General features: G+C 45.4%; 21 protein-coding genes. 9 read left to right on the top strand and 12 right to left on the bottom strand.

All coding sequences use genetic code 11. From position 1 onward, the window contains the following. Nucleotides 1–501 (bottom strand): GNAT family N-acetyltransferase, encoded by a 501-nt coding sequence (locus ABS362_RS02215; RefSeq protein ID WP_350410618.1) that lies wholly within the window; start codon nt 499–501, stop codon nt 1–3. Between the two features lie 103 nt (nt 502–604). Between ABS362_RS02215 and ABS362_RS02210 the strand changes: the two genes are divergently transcribed. Then, nucleotides 605–1603 (top strand): quinone oxidoreductase family protein, encoded by a 999-nt coding sequence (locus tag ABS362_RS02210; RefSeq protein WP_350410616.1) that lies wholly within the window; start codon nt 605–607, stop codon nt 1601–1603. A 224-nt stretch (nt 1604–1827) separates the two neighbouring features. Here ABS362_RS02210 and ABS362_RS02205 read toward each other — a convergent pair whose 3' ends face one another. Further along, nucleotides 1828–4038: a S9 family peptidase gene (locus ABS362_RS02205; protein ID WP_350410614.1), complete on the bottom strand. Its 2211-nt coding sequence runs from the start codon at nt 4036–4038 to the stop codon at nt 1828–1830. 154 nt (nt 4039–4192) lie between these two features. Here ABS362_RS02205 and ABS362_RS02200 point away from each other — a divergent pair, with 154 nt between their 5' ends. Then, complete coding sequence (locus ABS362_RS02200; protein ID WP_350410612.1) at nt 4193–4450, top strand: acyl-CoA-binding protein; 258 nt, start codon at nt 4193–4195, stop codon at nt 4448–4450. Nucleotides 4451–4693: 243 nt separating this feature from the next. Here ABS362_RS02200 and ABS362_RS02195 read toward each other — a convergent pair whose 3' ends face one another. From ABS362_RS02195 to ABS362_RS02180, 4 genes are all read right to left on the bottom strand, one after another. Then, the gene (locus tag ABS362_RS02195; protein WP_350410610.1) at nt 4694–5137 is read right to left on the bottom strand and encodes a putative signal transducing protein; all 444 of its coding nucleotides are present in this window, start codon (nt 5135–5137) and stop codon (nt 4694–4696) included. Between the two features lie 32 nt (nt 5138–5169). Next, complete coding sequence (locus ABS362_RS02190; RefSeq protein WP_350410608.1) at nt 5170–5394, bottom strand: CDGSH iron-sulfur domain-containing protein; 225 nt, start codon at nt 5392–5394, stop codon at nt 5170–5172. A gap of 135 nt (nt 5395–5529) precedes the next feature. Next, nucleotides 5530–6333 (bottom strand): hypothetical protein, encoded by an 804-nt coding sequence (locus ABS362_RS02185; RefSeq protein WP_350410606.1) that lies wholly within the window; start codon nt 6331–6333, stop codon nt 5530–5532. Between the two features lie 273 nt (nt 6334–6606). After that, complete coding sequence (locus ABS362_RS02180) at nt 6607–9045, bottom strand: GAF domain-containing protein (RefSeq protein WP_350410604.1); 2439 nt, start codon at nt 9043–9045, stop codon at nt 6607–6609. A 233-nt stretch (nt 9046–9278) separates the two neighbouring features. On the opposite strand from ABS362_RS02180, the gene ABS362_RS02175 reads away from it, so the two are divergent. Further along, a complete protein-coding gene (locus tag ABS362_RS02175; protein WP_350410602.1) occupies nt 9279–9911 on the top strand; it encodes a hypothetical protein in 633 nt (210 codons plus the stop codon). A gap of 62 nt (nt 9912–9973) precedes the next feature. Here the strand turns inward: ABS362_RS02175 and ABS362_RS02170 are convergent, their stop codons facing one another. Further along, nucleotides 9974–10150, bottom strand: a complete 177-nt coding sequence (locus tag ABS362_RS02170) for a hypothetical protein (RefSeq protein ID WP_350410601.1) — start codon at nt 10148–10150, stop codon at nt 9974–9976. A 181-nt stretch (nt 10151–10331) separates the two neighbouring features. On the opposite strand from ABS362_RS02170, the gene ABS362_RS02165 reads away from it, so the two are divergent. The 6 genes from ABS362_RS02165 to ABS362_RS02140 all read left to right on the top strand — a co-directional run bounded on the left by ABS362_RS02165 (nt 10332) and on the right by ABS362_RS02140 (nt 15493). Further along, the gene (locus ABS362_RS02165) at nt 10332–10946 is read left to right on the top strand and encodes a deoxynucleoside kinase (RefSeq protein WP_350410598.1); all 615 of its coding nucleotides are present in this window, start codon (nt 10332–10334) and stop codon (nt 10944–10946) included. A gap of 272 nt (nt 10947–11218) precedes the next feature. Continuing rightward, nucleotides 11219–12079 (top strand): hypothetical protein, encoded by an 861-nt coding sequence (locus ABS362_RS02160; protein ID WP_350410596.1) that lies wholly within the window; start codon nt 11219–11221, stop codon nt 12077–12079. A 188-nt stretch (nt 12080–12267) separates the two neighbouring features. Further along, nucleotides 12268–13935: a DUF8614 domain-containing protein gene (locus tag ABS362_RS02155; protein ID WP_350410595.1), complete on the top strand. Its 1668-nt coding sequence runs from the start codon at nt 12268–12270 to the stop codon at nt 13933–13935. A gap of 12 nt (nt 13936–13947) precedes the next feature. After that, the gene (locus ABS362_RS02150) at nt 13948–14466 is read left to right on the top strand and encodes a hypothetical protein (RefSeq protein WP_350410594.1); all 519 of its coding nucleotides are present in this window, start codon (nt 13948–13950) and stop codon (nt 14464–14466) included. A gap of 394 nt (nt 14467–14860) precedes the next feature. Next, nucleotides 14861–15010, top strand: a complete 150-nt coding sequence (locus ABS362_RS02145; RefSeq protein WP_350410592.1) for a hypothetical protein — start codon at nt 14861–14863, stop codon at nt 15008–15010. Nucleotides 15011–15283: 273 nt separating this feature from the next. Beyond that, nucleotides 15284–15493, top strand: coding sequence for a hypothetical protein (locus tag ABS362_RS02140; RefSeq protein WP_350410590.1), 210 nt, complete (start codon nt 15284–15286; stop codon nt 15491–15493). A 69-nt stretch (nt 15494–15562) separates the two neighbouring features. Here ABS362_RS02140 and ABS362_RS02135 read toward each other — a convergent pair whose 3' ends face one another. From ABS362_RS02135 to ABS362_RS02115, 5 genes are all read right to left on the bottom strand, one after another. Beyond that, nucleotides 15563–15784 carry a helix-turn-helix domain-containing protein gene (locus tag ABS362_RS02135; RefSeq protein WP_350410588.1) on the bottom strand — a complete coding sequence of 74 codons (222 nt, stop codon included), beginning with the start codon at nt 15782–15784 and terminating at the stop codon, nt 15563–15565. Next, a complete protein-coding gene (locus tag ABS362_RS02130) occupies nt 15784–16365 on the bottom strand; it encodes a DUF2975 domain-containing protein (RefSeq protein ID WP_350410586.1) in 582 nt (193 codons plus the stop codon). The genes ABS362_RS02135 and ABS362_RS02130 overlap by 1 nt, the downstream gene beginning before the upstream one ends. 75 nt (nt 16366–16440) lie before the next feature. After that, the gene (locus ABS362_RS02125) at nt 16441–17580 is read right to left on the bottom strand and encodes an NAD(P)/FAD-dependent oxidoreductase (protein WP_350410584.1); all 1140 of its coding nucleotides are present in this window, start codon (nt 17578–17580) and stop codon (nt 16441–16443) included. A gap of 4 nt (nt 17581–17584) precedes the next feature. Continuing rightward, on the bottom strand, nt 17585–17833 hold the full coding sequence (locus ABS362_RS02120; RefSeq protein WP_350410582.1) for a hypothetical protein: 249 nt from the start codon (nt 17831–17833) through the stop codon (nt 17585–17587). Further along, complete coding sequence (locus tag ABS362_RS02115; RefSeq protein ID WP_350410579.1) at nt 17785–18483, bottom strand: alpha/beta hydrolase; 699 nt, start codon at nt 18481–18483, stop codon at nt 17785–17787. The genes ABS362_RS02120 and ABS362_RS02115 overlap by 49 nt, the downstream gene beginning before the upstream one ends. Between the last annotated feature and the right edge of the window lie 62 nt (nt 18484–18545).

The raw sequence follows: 18545 nt of genomic DNA, 5'->3' as shown, positions 1-18545 counted from the left end.
TTACAGTTGCTTCCGCATCACAAAATCGTTCATCCAGTAGGGCCCGATTGGGATGTCTTCTTCGTGGTGCACGTGGTAGCCGCAAATCTCGTAAAAAGCTTTTGCCTTGTTATACTTGTTCACGTTCAGGTCAAGGTATCTGCCGCCAAGTTCACGTACTTCATTCTCCGCATAAGTTAGCAGCAACTTACCCAACCCTTTGCCCTGGCAGACTGGTAACAGGTAGATCTTGTTTAGCTTATAAATCTGTTCTACAGCGTCTTTTAAACTATAGCTTGCGAAGCCCAGCGGTTTTTTCTGTTCATCAAACAATAACAAAAACTTCTGCTCGTCCTGCATCTGTTGCTGAAGCGCTTCCGAACTATAGATCACATCAAACATATAATCTATCTGCTCTTTTTCTAAGATACTTTTATAGGTTGGTTCCCAGGTGGCTTCGGCCAGGGTTTTTATAGTTGAGATGTCGGAAATGGTGGCAGTTCGAATGCTATAGTTGTTCATGCGTGCAAGTTAAGCGCTGCAAGTATAAATGCCAACCTTGCTACGGCTTTGCCCTTTTCTCAGAAATGATACCTTTGTACTAGATCAAATGACAAACCGACACATGAAAGCCATATACCTTGAAGCCATAAACTCCCCGTTTGTACTCATAGAAAAAGAGAAGCCTGTTGCCGGCCCCGGCGAAGCTATAGTTAAAGTAAAAGCCGCTGCCTTGAACCACCGCGACGTGTACATACAATATGGTCGCTATTTTACGAAAGAGTACCCTACTATACTGGGCTCGGATGGTGCAGGTATAGTTACAGAGGTTGGCGAGGGCGTGGATACAAGCTGGATAGGCAAAGAAGTGATCATAGATCCGTCAGCTGATTGGGGCGACAACCCCCGGGCGCACGGGAAAAACTTTAAAGTGCTGGGCATGCCCGAAGATGGTGCTTTTGCTGAGTTTGTAAAAGTACGAGCCGCTAACTTACACGAGAAACCGGATCACCTGAGCTGGGAAGAAGCTGCTGCTTTGCCATTGGCCGGCGTAACCGCTTACCGGGCCATGTTTACCAAATGCAACTTAAAGGCTGGTGAGAAAGTGCTGATAACAGGGGCAGGCGGTGGCGTGGCTCTGTTTGCAGTGCAGTTTGCCGTAGCAGCCGGAGCGGAGGTCTGGGTGACTTCAGGCTCTGACGACAAGATAGAAGCAGCCAAAAAACTGGGCGCAACCGGCGGTATCAACTATAAAAAGGAGAACTGGGGCAAAGAACTTAAAACTATAGTTGGCGGCTTTGATGTGAGTATAGATGGCGCAGCCGGGGAAGGCTTTGTGCAACTGGTAAAACTGGCTAAACCGGGCGGCAGAATAGGTATGTACGGCGGCACAACCGGCATGATCGGACAGATAAACCCAGCAGAGATATTCTGGAAACAACTGGCCATACACGGCAGCACCATGGGCACCAGCCAGGATTTCGCCGAAATGGCAGCTTTTGTACGTGAGAAGAAAGTAACTCCTATAGTTGACAGCATTTTCCCGCTGGAGAAAACCGAAGAAGCCATGCGTTACATGGAAGCGGGGAAACAGTTCGGGAAGATCGTGGTTAGCGTGAACTAAGATTTTTAAGATTAGTGGAATTCTGGATTTCTAATTTGTCATCTCGACGAAAGGAGAGATCTATCTCAAATTCCAGATAGATTTCTCGCTGCACTCGAAATGACAAGCTAGAAAGATAAGCTGAACCAATCATAAAAAATCCCGCTGCTAAACTATAGCAGCGGGATTTTTACTTTATCAGATAGCTTGCTGATAGGTAAAATCAGCTTTAACCTGTGGTCTGATTAACGTTGTCCTGTGGTTTCAGCGTTTGCCAACCCTGCCAGCTTTAGGAAGAAGGCATATTGCAGCGCTGTTTCGCGGTATGGGCGGAAACGGCCGGATGCGCCGCCATGTCCTGCTTCCATGTTAGTTTGCAGTAACAGCAGGTTATTATCCGTCTTCATCTCACGTAATTTGGCAACCCATTTGGCCGGCTCAAAATACTGTACCTGCGAGTCGTGGAGGCCGGTTGTTACGAGCATGTTCGGGTATTCCTTAGCTTCTACGTTATCGTATGGCGAGTATGACAGCATGTAGTCGTAAGCAGGCTTCTCGGCAGGGTTACCCCACTCATCAAACTCTCCGGTTGTCAACGGAATACTGGTGTCCAGCATGGTAGTAACCACATCTACAAACGGTACGGCTGCGTGCACGCCTTTGTATAGTTCAGGGCGCATGTTAACTATAGCACCCATCAATAGGCCGCCGGCGCTCCCACCTTGAGCAAATAGTTTTTCCGGGCTGGTGTATTTCTGCTCAATCAGATACTCCGATGCATCAATAAAGTCGGTGAAGGTGTTCTTCTTCTTCATCATTTTACCGTCTTCGTACCATTGGCGACCCATTTCCTGGCCACCTCTGATGTGCGCAATAGCATAAACAAAACCACGATCCAGCAAACTCAGGCGTGCAGAGTTAAAACCCGGGTTCATGCTGATGCCATACGAGCCATAGGCGTACAGTAGGGTAGGGTTGTTGCCATTCAGTTCCAGGCCTTTGCGATACACCAACGAGATCGGAATTTTAGTGCCATCGTCGGCAGTGGCATAGATACGCTTCGCTTCGTAATTGTTCTTGTCAAAATCGCCCACTACTTCCTGTTCTTTCAGCAGCGTTTTCTCTTTCGTAACCATATTATAGTCGTAGGTAGAGACTGGCGTGGTGAGTGAGCTATAGTTGTAGCGCAGCACTTTGCTGTCAAAATCCGGGTTTATGCTGATGCCGGCAGTATAGGTTTCCTCTCCAAAATCAACATAGTAGTCAGTTTTCGGGTCGTTCCATTTTTTGATGCGCAGCTGCGTAAGTCCGTTTTTACGCTCTTGCAGCACCAGGTAATCTTTAAAGATCTCGGTGCCCTCTAAGTAGGTATCTGGGCGGTGCGGAATTACTTCTTTCCAGTTCTCTTTAGTGGTTTTGCCAACCGGGGTTTTCATCAGCTTAAAGTTGGTTGCGCCATCTTTGTTGGTTCTGATGTAAAAGCTGTCGCCAAAATGGTCCACGTCGTACTCCAGGCCACGCTCACGGGGCTGAATCACTTTAAGAGCAGCTGTAGGGTTAGAGGCATCTACATAACGATACTCCTGCGCCATAGTGCTGCTGGAACCGATGATGATGTATTTGTCGGATTTGGTCTTGTATACAAAGGTGCTGAATGTCTCGTCGGCTTCGTGGTATACTTCCTTGTCCTGCGACGATGGCGTACCCAGTGTATGGCGGAAGATCTTGAACGAGCGCAGCGACGGGTCCTTCATGGTATAGAACACGGTCTTGTTATCGTTGGCCCACACAGCGGAGCCGGTGGTGTTCTTAATGCGGTCCGGTAACAGTTCCCCGGTCTTCAGGTTTTTAAACCGGATGGTGTACTGGCGGCGGCTCACGGTGTCTTCGCCAAAGGCAAGCAGGTTGTTGTTCGGGCTAACGCTTAAGCCGGCAGCAGAGTAGTAGCTTTGTCCTTCAGCGCGTTCGTTCGCGTTCAGCATGACCTCTTCCGGAGCTTCCATGGTGCCTTTTCGGCGGGCATAGATCGGGTATTCCTTTCCGGCCTCAAAGCGTGAATAATAGTAGTAGCCATCGTCTTTATAAGGTACCGACTCATCAGTTTGTTTGATGCGGCCCACGATCTCTTTGAAAAGTTTTTCCTGCAGTTCCTCGGTATCAGCCATTACCGCTTTGGTATAGTCGTTCTCGGCATTCAGGTAGGCTATCACCTCCGGGTTCTCGCGCTCGTTCAGCCAGTAATAGTTGTCGGTGCGGGTATGGCCGTGGGTGGTAAGTTCTTTCGGTATCTTTTTAGCGACAGGTGGTTGCGGCTCGGCTACAGTAACGGTCTGCTCGGTGGTGGTAGTTGTTGTGTCGGCGGTGGTGGTGTTGCTGCTGGTGCAACCCGAGCCAACTACAAGCGAAGCCGTTAGCAGCGTGCCCACACAGGCAGCAGCAGGTTTCAGGTTCTTCATAGTGTATCGTCTGATTTTTTTGATTTGAGTTTCGTGTTTACAGAAAGCAACTAAATGTACGTAGTTTGCAGTAAAAAGAAAAGTGACTATAAAGTTATGCTTGCATACTATATTTTGTTTAAATTGGTACATCATCAAACTATAACTACAAACTATGGCTACCCAACAGGAATTTGAAAGCGCCGTGGAGCGCTCTAAAACACTAACCGAACGCCCTTCTAATGATGTATTGCTGCAGCTATACGGTTTATATAAACAAGCCTCTGAAGGCGATGTGAACACAGAACGCCCGGGCGGCTTTGATTTTAAGAACATTGCCAAATGGGATGCCTGGAAAAAGCAGGAAGGAAAACCTCAGGACGAAGCCCGCGAAGAATATGTGCAGCTGGTAAACAAACTAGCAGGCGCGTAAGTCTATATTTTAAAATATACTGGCCTCGTCCCGAAAGCTTTCGGGATGTGAGTTACCGGTGGCGTCCCACCACTTGTGCAATTACAATTTTGGTATGCTCTTTAGTCTGACACTTAGAACCATAAATTAAAGCGGCCAGAGTCCGCTTGTACCTCACACTTGCGGGACGCGAGCGAGGGCGAATATTATAGAATAAAAGCCAACTATAGCTAAATAAAAAAGGGAGCCGTTCAGCTCCCTTTTTTATTTTACCTTCCAGGTGTTGCCGCAGTCGTAGCAGCGGTACTTGTGGCTTATAAACGGCAACGGAAACCCGAAAAGCAGGTAGCTTAACGAGAAAACCGTTTTGTTGTATTTTTCTTCGGCAATGTGGTCAGAACCGCACTTAGGGCAGGTAGTAGCAATTACGTGTTCCTGCATGGGTGGGGCAAGCTCAATGTTATCGTCCAGCAGAAACTCGCCGGTACCGCCTTGTATGCGGGCCAGTACTTCACGTGCTTCTTCGGCATCCTGCTCCGTAACTTTAAGCTTTACACCACCAACCGCTACCGAATAAAATGGCTGCGCACCAACTATATGCTCATCGCTCAGGAAACATAGAATGCCTTCCGCCTCCAGCCGGCCCTTCATAATGTGGGCTTCGGTGGGCTCGTTAAAAGCAGCTATAGTTACTAAGCGTTCAGCCATGGTGTGTTTATAGTATCAACTATAGTTTATAGTTAAGCTTTCTTCTCAGGCAGGTCAAAAGCTACTGCATCGTGTTCGAAGTGGCCTTTGTGCGAACCATCGCAGAAGGGTTTGTTTTTAGAAAGTCCGCAGCGGCACACAGAAACCAGTGTACGACCACCCAGGCCGTAAGCGTTTCCGTCCTTATCCACTATTTCAAACTCGCCTTCAATGCGCAGCGAGCCGTTATTGTTTACTGTTATTTTGGTTTTCGACATTAGTAAAAATATGAGGTGTTAAGCAAATATAGCTATTTATACTTGTATTTGGTGCCATTATGGGCATATAAAAGCCGAAGCGACTACAAGGAAAACCCCGTAGCCGCTTCGGCTTAAACTAATGTGCTTTTTTACTTAGTTACTATATAAGTAAGTAAATGTCTGGGCCTGGCCGTTTGGTGATGTTACCGTCTGGCTGGTTGGGTAGCCGCGCTCATCATACTTGTAAGTATACGTGTAACGGTAAGACTTTTTGCTGGCATGTACCAGTGTAGAAGCTACAGTTATGTTGTTTGGGCTGGCTGCTGCACCCGGCTCGCCGTGTGCAAAGAATGGGTTCTGGTTAGAGTCGTACGAATACGTAGTAGTAGAGAACAGTTTTCCTTTGCCTTTGCTGTCAACAACGTATTGTTTTTCCTGGCCATAGTTGCCGTTCGGAAGTACTTCGTATTTTGTGTAAGACTTTAATTTTGCAGAAGAAACATCCTTGCCTTCGTATACTGTTTTCTTTTCTAACTCCTTTTTAGAGTTGTAGTCGAATGTGGTAACAGCGCTATACTCTAGGCTGCTGCCATTGTAGTAAGAAGTTGTAGTTTGTGTTAGCTGGTTCTTGTCGTTGTACTTATAATCCTGTTCAGATAGCATGGCGTGATTTGCACCGGCGTGAGAAGAGGATTTGATGATGTTGCCTTTCGAGTCGCGGATATACTTCTCGAAAGACTCCAGGTCACCGGTTTCTTTGTCGTAGTAGTTTACCTGGGTAAGCGATTTACCTGCATAGTTATAAGAGGTTACCTCCGCAGAGTCTACCATTACATGAGAGATAGCACCCTGCTCAAAAGTTGGCTGAAGTGTATCTTTTTCCCTGTCATCGCAAGATGAGAAGGCTACCACGCCAAAAAATAACATGGCAGGCATAATTCTGTTTTTCAATTTCATTTGGCTAAAAGTTGAAAACGTGAAAACTAAATTTCACCAGTTACCTAAGCTGGTGTTGGTTTAAGAACGGCGCAAAGCAAAAAATAATTGCACTTGGTAATAAAAAACAACAAAATAAATTCAGGGACACGTTATGTGTATAGTTTGAAATCGTGTACAACTAATTGGTTAACAGTTGATTTAGTGTTAAATATAGAAATTAAAAATAGGTTGCATAAATTCATAAAATGCAATCAATATATAACTTTACCTATTTATCTGGTTTGGGTTTAACTAATTAAGGCTTGCATTTTGCGCGATTGCCAGCAGTTCGTCACCGGAGTCTATATCATGGCGAAGCTGTTCCTTAAAGCTTACCGATACACGGATGGCCTTTAAGCCCTGCACGCCTTGCATCTCGTCCACCTCCAGCAATTCAACATCTTTCTCAATATAACCTTCCGACTGCAGAAACTCTATGTAGCGCATATACTCTGTAGCCTCTTTGTGCTGGGTGTAAACTATAGCTATCTTGCCAGGCTGTGTCAGGCGCTCTTCGGTGTCGCGAACGGTGGCTTTATCTAAACGTTTTTTTATGATCTCATAGCGTATGTTGCTGGCACCTTCTACGTCAAATTTCTTCTCATCCAGCCTGAATCTGATCGAAATCGGGTCGCTGTGCACGAGTATGAGCTGCGCGATCTCTAAAGGTAGTTTCAGCGTAGCACGCAGGTTTTGTATGCGTCGGGCAATTTCGCAAGTAAGCATAAGTTGCCACAGGCGCATATTTTTAAGATAGATCTTTTCAAAATTGCCACTATTCAGCAAAGACGACCCGATGTAAATATTATACTCCAACCCATCGGTCTTGTACTTCTCAAAATAATGCGGAAAAATCTCCTGCGCCTTTTCTTCTTCGCGGTCCAGGAACGACGAGATGGTTTCGTTAATCAGGTACAGGCTTTCTTCGTAGGCTCGGCGCTTATTATATACCACATGGTGCGGGTTAGTGATCGCATCTTTGTATCTTTTTATGGTTGCCACTGTTTGCGGGTCTGTTTTCAGGAAGTAATTGAACAGCGCCTCCACCTCTGATCTCAGAAACTCGAGTACCTGTGCCTCGTCATCAGAGCCAAGCTCCGACATGATATCATGCGAGAACTTATCTATCTTAAAGGTAAGCTCATCCAGGATTGGCAACGGTAAATTGTCTTTTGCAGACAGCAATACTTCTTTAGCCAACACCAACTGGTCCAGCAAGTCACCTTGTATAGCTTTGTTACGTTCTGATGCGGAGTTGCGCACATCTGACACGCCATATAGCGGGTAAATATCACGAAACACAATTGGCTCTATCTCGGCGGTGGCATTGCGTTCCCTTCTGTCCAGGAAGTTGATGGCAGCTTGTGTAAACCTCCATTCCACAACCGGGTGTATAGCAGTGTATTTCTCTTTAATAACGTTTTGGATGCTGCTGCGGAGTTCTTCCAGGCCGCGGTGCATGGCCAGGGCAAAAAGCGGCAACACTTCTTTCAAACGGATCATGGAAAGCGCGTTCAACTCGCCTGGTATTGGCGAGGCTACTTCCAGCAAACCAATGATCTGTCCTTCGTATTGCAGTGGCGCTATGATCAGGTTGCGGTTGCCATCTTCCTGTAATTTCTTTTCTATCAGGGTAGGGTTTGTGAACAGTTTCAGATCCTCTACTATAATGGTGTGGCCAGATTTAATCACGGGTTCGTAAATAGAGCCGCGCAGGTCGTCTAGTTTCAGGTCGCAGTTTTGAGTTAGCACCAAACCATTCCATATCTTACGGGCATACGTGGTATCGAACTCCTGCATAGCAGGGCAGGAGGCAAGCCCGAATTTTATACCAGGCAGGCCAAACAATACACGTAGTTTTTGTTGCAGGTTCCGGATGCTGCCTTCTGCTGTAACAGCGTTTTGCTCCAGCAGGTCGTAACGCAACGAAGAAATGGTTTCTTCCATGGTTACATCCGTAAAATCGTAGATGGCAAATCCTGTAAACTCAAAGTTTTGTGGTGGCAGCCACTTCATCCAAAGGTCCAGGTTGTTGTAGCGGTTTATCAGGAAGTTTATTTCCTGCGGCTTTAGGTTCTTTAGTTCACCGGTTGCTTTCACGTCCATAAACTTAAGGTCAATGCTTAGTTTATAGTGTCGCTCGAGCTGTGTGAACTTGTCTTTTATAACAAATATGAAAGGCTGTTCTACTTCAAAATTGGCCTTGTAAAATTTCTCCAGTATGATAGCGTAGGCCGAAAGGGTAAGCCTGAACAAAAGTGTTTTCAGGTCCAGGTTCAGTTTTTCGGTATAGTTGCCGCCGCCCAGCAGTTGCAGTTCTTCCAGGCGCGGGGTAGCATAAAAGCTTTCGAAATGGAAGGGCAGTACTGTGGCGCGCAGGTCGTTTTCCCAGAGCGCACTCGGAAAAATGTCCTCCATCAATATATCAATGGTGCTAATGTGCTCCTCAATCAGGGCAGTGTCTTCCACAGGTTCCAGTAGGGCAGGGGTTTTACGCAGTAGGTCGGCCAGTTCCTGTACACGCGAAATGTTACAGCTAGGGTCGGTGTCTGCTTTGTTTTCCCAGTAAGAAACAAGCGGGGACAGACTAAGCGTTGTTCTGAACGGAAACTTGTCCGTACTCAGAATAATCTCATCTTTATTTGTGATGGAAACAACAGTTTCGTGGAAGCTGCTCCTTGGGTTACTCATAGGGCGATTTTGATTTTGAAGACCTGGCAGTCGAAAATTAGATGCGTTCAGGTATAGGATTCTATAGTTTTAACTCATTTAACGTAATCGGCTGGTAAAGGATAGTGCAATTTTAGCGAAGGCGTTTTAGAGCTATAGTTGCTTGCTGTTATGGCTTTTTTGCGCAGGAATATAGTTTTGGCATAATATTTACAGGGAGTCTGGTGTTATAAGATGAGAAAACCTGTAGTTATATGAGAGCTTTGAGAAAATACCTGCTAGCCGTTTTATTTACCGCAACTATAGTTGGTGTGCAGGCACAAACAAAAACACAACTGGAGCAAGACCTGGACAACCTGCGTACCTGGATGCGCAAAAAGTCAGTACAGGCCGACAGTGTGACACGCGCCGAGTGGCCCAGCGTAAAGCAGGAATTTAAAACCCTGACATCCTCTCTGGATAAGAATACAGAAAAGCTGTCAGAAGAATCGAAGGCGGAATACAGCCAGTATAAAAGCCGCTACGGCGAGTGGGAAGAACGCAACGAAATAAGAAAAGCCGTTGACCTGGACGGCCGCGAACTGGAGCGGTGGGAGAAACAGATGACCGGAACTACCCGCATTGGCAACATCAGGCCTGAAGACCTGCGTGACGCTTACATACGCTTAACAGACTATACCCGTGTCTATCGCCGCAACTGGAACCTGCGCGACTGGGACTATGCCGAATTTGTATTTGGAGAACTGAACACCCGCAAAGCCGAAGTGCTGGACAAGCTGAACAACAGCGATAAAATAAAGATAGCCGCACTGCAGGTAGAGTTTGCCACCCTTATAAAGAGCCGGGAAGCCCAGGAACTGTATAACGATATGCGTGAGAAGCGTTAAACTATAGTTTAGTTGTTTGTAATTTAATAGCCCCTGAAGTAGCTGCTTCCGGGGCTTTGTTTTTAAATAGCGTTCTTACCTTTTGTACCCCCAGACGGATCTTTGTCCTTGTTACGGCCCTGGTCCGTGCTTTTATCTTTCTGCTGATCCTTTAACTGACGGTTCTGATCCTGGTTGGCTGCGTTTGTTGGTATTTTACCGGTTTGCTTGTGATGGCTTTGGTTGTGTCCCTTCGTCATGGCTTTCTGTAATTGGTGTACTATTATGTACGCCTAAACCGGGGTGCAGTTTAAAATCTGCAATAAGCAGTAACTATAAATATTGTGTTTATTATACAATAAAACATATATATTGTACAGTACGCATGTAAGCAAAAAGCCTTACTTTTGTTTTCAGCTTTTACCAAAATTATAGTTTTATATGCACATTGCGATCGTCGGTAACATTGGCGCCGGCAAAACTACCCTTGCCACTAAACTGTCTCAGCATTTTAAGTGGGACCTGTACTTAGAGGCAGTTGAGAACAACCCTTACCTGAAGGATTTTTATGATGACATGGAGCGTTGGGCTTTCCATTTGCAAGTATTTTTCCTGAACAGCCGTTTCGGGCAGGTGCAGGAAATCCAGAAGACCGATCGCAGCGTGATACAGGACCGCACTATTTACGAAGATGCGCACATCTTTGCCAAAAACCTGCACCAGTCAGGGTTAATGAGCACCCGCGATTACGAGAACTACTTTGCCCTGTTCCAGTCTATGATCAGTATGGTAAAAGCACCTGACCTGATGATCTACCTGAAAGCTGACCTGCCAAAACTGATAGGCCAGATAGAGAAGCGTAACCGCGACTACGAAAGCAGCATCAGTATAAACTACCTGCGCAACCTGAACGACCATTACAACGAGTGGATGGGCAACTATAAACAGGGTAAACTTTTAGTGATAGACGTAAATAACCTCGACTTTGTGGCAAATCCTGAAGACCTGGGCGGAATCATCGAGAAGATTCAGGCTGAGTTATTCGGGTTGTTTTAGACTATAACATATCCATTCTTAACCTATAAAGCCGCTGCTTTCCCCGGAGAGTAGCGGCTTTATAGGTTAAGAAATTGTTGCCATTTAAACATCTGTAATTATAATCTCTATAATTATAAATATTTATATATTTATTTGTAACTATTTAATTGCTTTTTAGTAATACTGCTTGATTAATAACTTATGTTATTTAAATGAAAATGCTAAAAGCACTAACCAAATTAAGCCTCGGCCTAGGTGCCGTGTTGCTTATGTTTTCATGTTCTAAAGACATGGAAGATGTCAACCCTTCGTCAAACTTTAATAGTGCGTCGTCAGGCGCTGCTAAAGTTGCAAATACTACAAGCCCACTTACTATTTCTGGCCTGAGCACCAGTAATGGCAAAACATGGATGTTCACGGTACAGAAAACAGCAGATGGCAATGTTTCAAACATTGGATCGCTGTTGCTAACACTTACAGGCTGTGATGATCAGCGGATCGCTTTATCAAGTGCCAATGTAGTTTCTGCATCTGTTACAGGCTCTATGGAGCAGTCATTGGCACCGTCCTATAAAGAAGGAAATGGTTCTGCCTGCGATATGTCGGCAGAAACCGGCTACCTGAAACTTTCAGACTTCCAGGAAAAACTGACTGATGGTAGCGTTTATACTGTTCGGTTTACATTAAGCGAGGCCATCCAGGTTAAAACTGCAATTGTTTGGGCCAGAATCGGCAATAGCTGCTATCCTGTTGCTGTAAACGGGCCGGGTTGTGAGATGGATCTTTGTGGAGAAGGGCAAGGTGCTTTCCATAAACCAGGCAGCTGGAATGGCTATACTGTTACATTAGGTGGCTATAACTATACAGAAGCTGAAGGTCTTTCCATTATGACTCCTAACGGCAATAGTGCTGGTGGCCTTAAAGATTCAAGAGCTTCCTTCTCGCAAGGTGCTACAGTATTACTGAACAGACAAATGGGATATATTTCAGCTACGGCCTATGCCGCTGAACTGGCTGCTATCAATATTTACTTGGTAACACTAGATAAACTTACAACTTACGATATTGATGATATGCCTACCGGTAATGCCGCAGCCAAAGCAGCTGCCGGATACATTGGAGGTAACATTAAGTGTGCTGATGCAGAATAATATCTGACCTGATTTATAGTTAAGAGAGATGAGGCACTGAGCTTCATCTCTTTTTTTATGAGGTCATAAGAGCAAAAAACTATAGTTTATAGTTACCTGTTAAACTATAGGTTGCTGCAACTTAGATAGCTGATTTTCAATACAACTATAAATTTACTATATTCAATACCTGAACCAATAACACTATAATGAAACCACACCATATATTATTTGCCTCTGCACTGGCTGTTGCTACAGTTGGTTGCACAAGTAAAACTACTGAAGAAGGCAGCATCAACACCGAAACTGCCACAACACAAGCCGGCGACAGCCTGCAGCAGAAACTGGACATGTATACCAACGTGCGCCTGACTGCTGATATGAGTAAACTGACCGAAAATGAGCGCCAGATGATTCCGTTGCTGATAGAGGCCGGTAAAATTATGGACAAACTGTTTTGGTACGAAGCTTACGGCAAAGGCGATTCTCTGCTGGCTGCCCTGGATAATGCAGCGGCCAAGCAGTTTGTAAAGATAAACTATGGTCCCTGGGACCGTCTGAATAACAACGAGCCTTTTATAGCGGGTGTTGGCCCTAAGCCTGCTGGTTCAAATTTTTACCCCGCCGACATGACTAAGAAAGAGTTTGAGCAGTCTACTTTAAAAGATAAGGCCAGCCTGTACACGTTTGTGCGTCGCGATGCGAGTGGCAAATTAATTACCGTGCCTTACCATGTGCAGTTTAAAGACGAGGTGAAGCGGGCATCCGATCTGCTGAAGCAGGCTGCTGGTTTAGCTGAAGACGCCGGACTTAAAAAATACCTTACCCTTCGTGCCCAGGCTTTGCTCGACGACAACTACCAGCCAAGCGACCTGGCCTGGATGGATATGAAGAACAACAAAATAGATGTGGTGATCGGCCCTATAGAGACTTACGAAGATGCGTTGTTTGGTTACAAGGCTGCCCACGAAGCTTATGTGTTGATTAAGGATACGGAGTGGAGTGAGCGTCTGGCTAAGTATGCGGCTTTCCTGCCGGAACTGCAGCGCGGCTTGCCGGTGGCGGCCAATTATAAAAAAGAGACCCCGGGTACCGACTCCGACCTGAATGCTTACGATGTAGTGTTTTATGGCGGCGACAGCAATGCAGGCAGCAAAACGATAGCCATTAACCTGCCAAACGACGAAGAAGTACAGCTTAAAAAAGGTACTCGACGCCTTCAGCTAAAAAATGCCATGCGCGCCAAATTTGATAAGATCATGGTGCCGATCTCGGATGAGCTGATCGCAGAAGACCAGCAGAAACATGTAACCTTCGATGCGTTCTTTGCCAACACCATGTTCCATGAAGTAGCGCATGGCCTGGGTATTAAAAACACTATTAATGGCAAGGGCACCGTTCGCGAAGCCCTGAAAGAGCATGCATCTGCCCTCGAAGAAGGTAAAGCTGATATCCTGGGTCTGTACATGATCACGCAGCTGCACGAGAAAGGTGAAGTGGAAGGCAGCCTGGAAGATTACTATACCACGTTCCTGGCCGGCATTTTCCGTTCAGTTAGGTTTGGTGCTGCCAGTGCACATGGCAAGGCTAACATGGTTCGTTTCAACTTCTTTAAAGAGAATGGTGCTTTTGAGCGCGACGAAACTACAGGCAGATATCGCGTGAACTATACCAAAATGCGTGAGGCCATGAACAAACTATCTGAGAAGATACTAACCCTGCAGGGCAACGGCGATTATGCCGGTGTTGGTAACTTACTGAACCAGCAGGGCCAGGTAGATGCAAAATTACAAGCCGACCTGGACCGCCTGAGCAAAGCTAACATACCAGTTGATGTAGTGTTTGAGCAGGGCGTGGATGTACTTGGTCTGAAATAAGATATATAGTTGATGAACACGCTGCACTGGAGACAGAAAGACTGGTCGGGCCGTGAGTTTGCCTTAGGAACTATGGACAGGCCATTGGGGAATATTACCTTTAGCGGCTGGTCGAGTTACGATGCTGTTTATACGTCTGCAGTCACCACTATCTCTTTTAAAAATAAGGGATGGGTTGATCAGGAGGTAGCCATAACCTATAACGGTGAAGAAATCGGGAAGGCTACATCGTCGTTGTTCGGTAAAACTGAATTACGGCTGGACTCAGGTGAAAGCTATTTTCTGAAAAGCGAGGCATTTTCGTATAATCGTACGGTGCAGGATGCGTCCGGTAAAATACTGATCAGTTTTAAGCAGCCCGTATTCAGTTTCGGGAAAGGTGATATTGCTGTTTCGGATGAATTGCCGGAGCTTAGCAAAGAGGTATTGGTAAGTACAAGCCTTTACCTGAAAGCAGTGGCAGAGCACCAGGCCGCCATCCTGATTATCATTTTTATACCAATATTTGTGCGCAACATTTTAGGCGATTAACCTATAGTTGCATTAGGAAAGCCCGGCCATCAGGTCGGGCTTTTTTATTTTTAGGGCTGTAGTTTATAGTTGCTTTTAATACAGAAGTAGTTTAGTATTTTTCTATCGTTAATATATGCCCTTGCTGCGTGTTTTCACCAGCAAGTTTAAATACCAGCTAATTGGATTGCTGGTGAAAACACCAACAATGGCTCGTTTTCATTTACATAACCATAAATCCTGAACAGGTTAAACATTTATGCTGAATTGTAGGCTGTAAATCAGTTAGATACGATATAATAAATACTCGATTTTATAAAGTTGGCATAACTGTTGAATCAGGGATAATACCGGTTGCAGGAGAAGTTGGATTATTAGATAGAAAGCGGCCGGGTTTTACTTGAAATTGATCGTTATGAAAGATATCAAAACATTTATTGCTTACCTGTTAGTGGCTGTTTTCCTGTTAGGCTCTATAGCTGCCAGCGCAAACGCATTCCCTGAATATCCGGAAAGTCAAACTATGGACTATAGCCCGGTGATGGATGCCGGGATTGATAGGTAAATTTCAGTAAATTCCTGTCTTGTGTCAGGTAGATTTTATTGAACCCTAGACCAAAACAGCATTACAAAAGAGAAGTGTTTACTGAAATTAAACTATAGAATTTAAGGGCCGGCTGTACCTGAATGGTGTGGCCGGTTTCTTTTTTATAACTATAAAAAGGATGCATTGCAATTGGTAGCATTTTCGGAGCTATATAGAGAACAAAACATTCAGCTTATCAGTATTAAGGCTTTCAATTAGTTATAAATCAATTATTTAAGCCGGCACTGTAACATGAAAAGCTTTTATGACTTTAACACCGACAGCCCGAAAGAGCGGACAGAAAGAAACAAATTGTACCCGGAACTTGCCAGCTTCCATATTGCGCTGCGTGAGGAATTAAGTGAAGAAGAATATCAGCAATTCTATAAAGCGGAGAAAGAGATTTCTCAGAGATACATGCCCCAGAACCAAAACCCAACACACAAATGGATATCAGCTTAGCAGACAGGAAAAGTTCTAACTAAAAGGGAAGTCACATAAAGCGACTTCCCTTTTTTTATGGCTTATAGTCTATGGTTGGTCAGAAGTGTCCGGCTGAAATTCCAGGATATCGCCGGGCTGGCAGTTCAGCACTTCGCAAATGGCTTCAAGGGTGGAAAAGCGTATGGCTTTGGCTTTGCCCGTTTTAAGAATAGAAAGATTTGCCAATGTAAGTCCCACCCGCTCCGATAGTTCATTCAGCGACATTTTCCTGCGGGCCATCATCACATCCAGGTTCACGATTATTGCCATTATATAGTCAGTTGCTCCGCTTCGTATAGTTTGTTTCCTTCTTTAAATATCTCGGCAAGAATAAAGGCACCTAAGGCGAAGGCTAGTGGAACAACCCCGATAGAAAAGCTCATACGTGTATGGTGGCTTACTTCAAACCATTTAATGCAATTGAGCAAAGCTATTGCCACGCAGTATATCCCGATCTTCCAGAAAGCATGACTATTGTTTTCCCTGAAAGTTTCAAACGCCTTCACAGACCGGATGATCCTGCTGACCTGGCTTATGATCAGGATCAAAAGAATAAACTGCCCCACAGTCTGGAGATAATGAAAGTAAAAAGAGACGTGGCTTATCTGGGAGAGTGTTCCTATAGTGTCTGCTTGTATGCTGTCTTCAGGTTCAGTAAGGGTATCATTGTGTTTAAAAACATACTTAACTTCGTTTGAGCTATCTATTGTCACAAGCACATCTTTGTAGGTTTCAGGAGCTATATGCCAGTGTGCCAGCACTACGGCCATTGCCACAATCAGAAGTACAAAAAAAGCTTTAGCGATATTACTTATAGCTAAGGCAAAAGTTAAGAGTCTGTTCTTTTCCATAGTTGTTAATGTTTTACCAAAGATAACAGCTATTTTAGAATAAGCAATAAAAATTTATCGTTTTTCGATAATAATTTATAGTTGCTGTAAAACCAGCTCAGCGCCCTCTTCGCCAACCAATGAGCCGATAGCCACGCCCATGCCGCCCATGCGCACGGCACAGCTTATTCTATCAGATACTGGCTGAACTATAGTTGTTTTTTCGGTGCCTACGCCCATAATGCCGCTCCAGCGTTGCTCTACTTCAAATGGTATGCCCGGCAGAATGACTTGTTTCAGCAGTTCTTCCAGTTTGTTTTGCACCAGTTCGGTCAGCGCCATTTCGGTAGTTTCTTCGGTTTTAAAGTCCAGGTTGCGGCCGCCACCAAAAAGTACCCGCTGCCCAATGTTCCGGAAGTAATAGTAGCCTTTGTCGTAATGGAAAGTGCCTTTCAGTTTTAACCCATCAATGGGTTTAGTAATAAGCACCTGGGCACGGGCCGGGATAACCTGTAGTTGTGGCAGCAGTTGTTTCGCAAAGCCATTGGTAGCAACTAAGGCAGCGCGGGCTTTCAGGGTTATGCCTTTGTCAGTGGCGGCAACTATGGATTTGCCTTCGTCGTGCAGCTGCAGTATTTCGAGGTTGTTAAGTATGATCACGCCCAGGGCCTGTACTTTCTGGGTCAGCGCCAGGATCATTTTACCTGTATCGATCTGCCCTTCGGCAGTACTTTCCAGTAAATGGTCTACGCCTTTAAATCCGAAGGTATTTATCTTATCATCAGCAACTCTAAAAACATTGGGCTCACCAACTATAGTTTGCAGGTGCTTGTTTAGGTAAGGGAGCTGGGTTATAGTTTGCTCGTATAGCTGGCGCTGTGTGTTGTTAAATAATTCGTAGCCACCCCAGCGGTGGTAATCTATAGTTGCATCTCCGAGGTTACGGCGAAGGCGTTGCAGTCCTTTCCAGCGGCGCTCTACCAAACTAAAAACCTGGTCTTCGGTGTGGTGGGTAAGGTCGTCGAGCAATTCGGTGGGGCTGCCAAAACAGGCGAACCCGGCATTTTTAGAGCTGGCACCCGTTGGCAACAGACCACGTTCGGCAACTATAACTTTTAATGCAGGCTGCGTGGTTTTCAGGTGCAATGCGGCATTCAGGCCAACTATACCGCTGCCCACAATCAGCACATCAATGTTACTGAAATACGTATCCTGCTCCCAGAAACTGAACTGCATCGGCTTAATCTTCGCGGTAATAAGGGTGGTCGTAGGTACGGGCTTCGCGCTCCTCAATCAGCTCGTAAGATGTAAGCATTATTTCGCGCTCGCCGTTGTTCATGCCTTTCACAAATTGGCCGTCCGGGGTTTCGTAAATGGCGTAGTTGTGTTTGCCAAACGGGTACAGGTTGTTGCTTTTAAGTATAGTGGCCTGTGTCAGTTCTACTTGCTGGCCGTCTGCTGTTTTAGCGATGTATCTGTTTTTGTCCATTGCTGTTCTAAAATTTTGCTCAAGATAGCACTTATTTCATCCGCCTCGTGCATCACCATTAAATGTTCACCTTTAGGTATAGTGATCAAATCAGGACGCGGACAACACGGTAGTATCAGGTCGGATGTGCCATGGATCTGTATCAGGTCTGGAAGAATTTTGTCCTGCTCCCAGTCCAGTAAACGGCTCAACGACCAGCGCAGAAATTTCTCATCTATCCCCAGTATCACGTCTTTCAGTAGTTTACGCTCAGGTGTAGTATGTGCACCAAAAAAGAAAGGTGCCAGCGGGTAAACTGATTTCATTACCTTAAACGGAAGCCATTTGTGCAGGCGTGTTTTACCGAGTTGCCTGTAGTACCAGGGCAGGTCATGGCGCGAGGCTAAGCTGGAGATGATTATAGTTGCTGTAGGCTGTACCAGTTTGCTCAGTTCTATAGCTATCAGTCCGCCAAACGATAAGCCTACTAGTATTGGGTTTGGCTCTGTTATCTGCTCTTTCAGCCTTTGGACATACGACGCTAGCGGTTCATCTTCAGTTAGCGGTTCTAACCAGGAGACCTGCTGTTGTGGTAAAAACTCAGGCAACTTCAGAAACTGGAACATGCGCCAATCGGCCCCTAACCCACTGATGAAGTATATTTTGCTCATGTTGTGCTATACGTGCTATGCTAAAGGTAACCGGTAAAGCTAAACTATAGTTTGATAATAAG

Origin of the sequence: Pontibacter populi, from assembly GCF_040278685.1 — a bacterium.
Classification (GTDB): Bacteria; Bacteroidota; Bacteroidia; order Cytophagales; family Hymenobacteraceae; genus Pontibacter; species Pontibacter populi.
The sequence above is the reverse complement of the archived record's forward strand: the minus strand, read 5'-3'. Positions and strand labels throughout refer to the sequence as shown.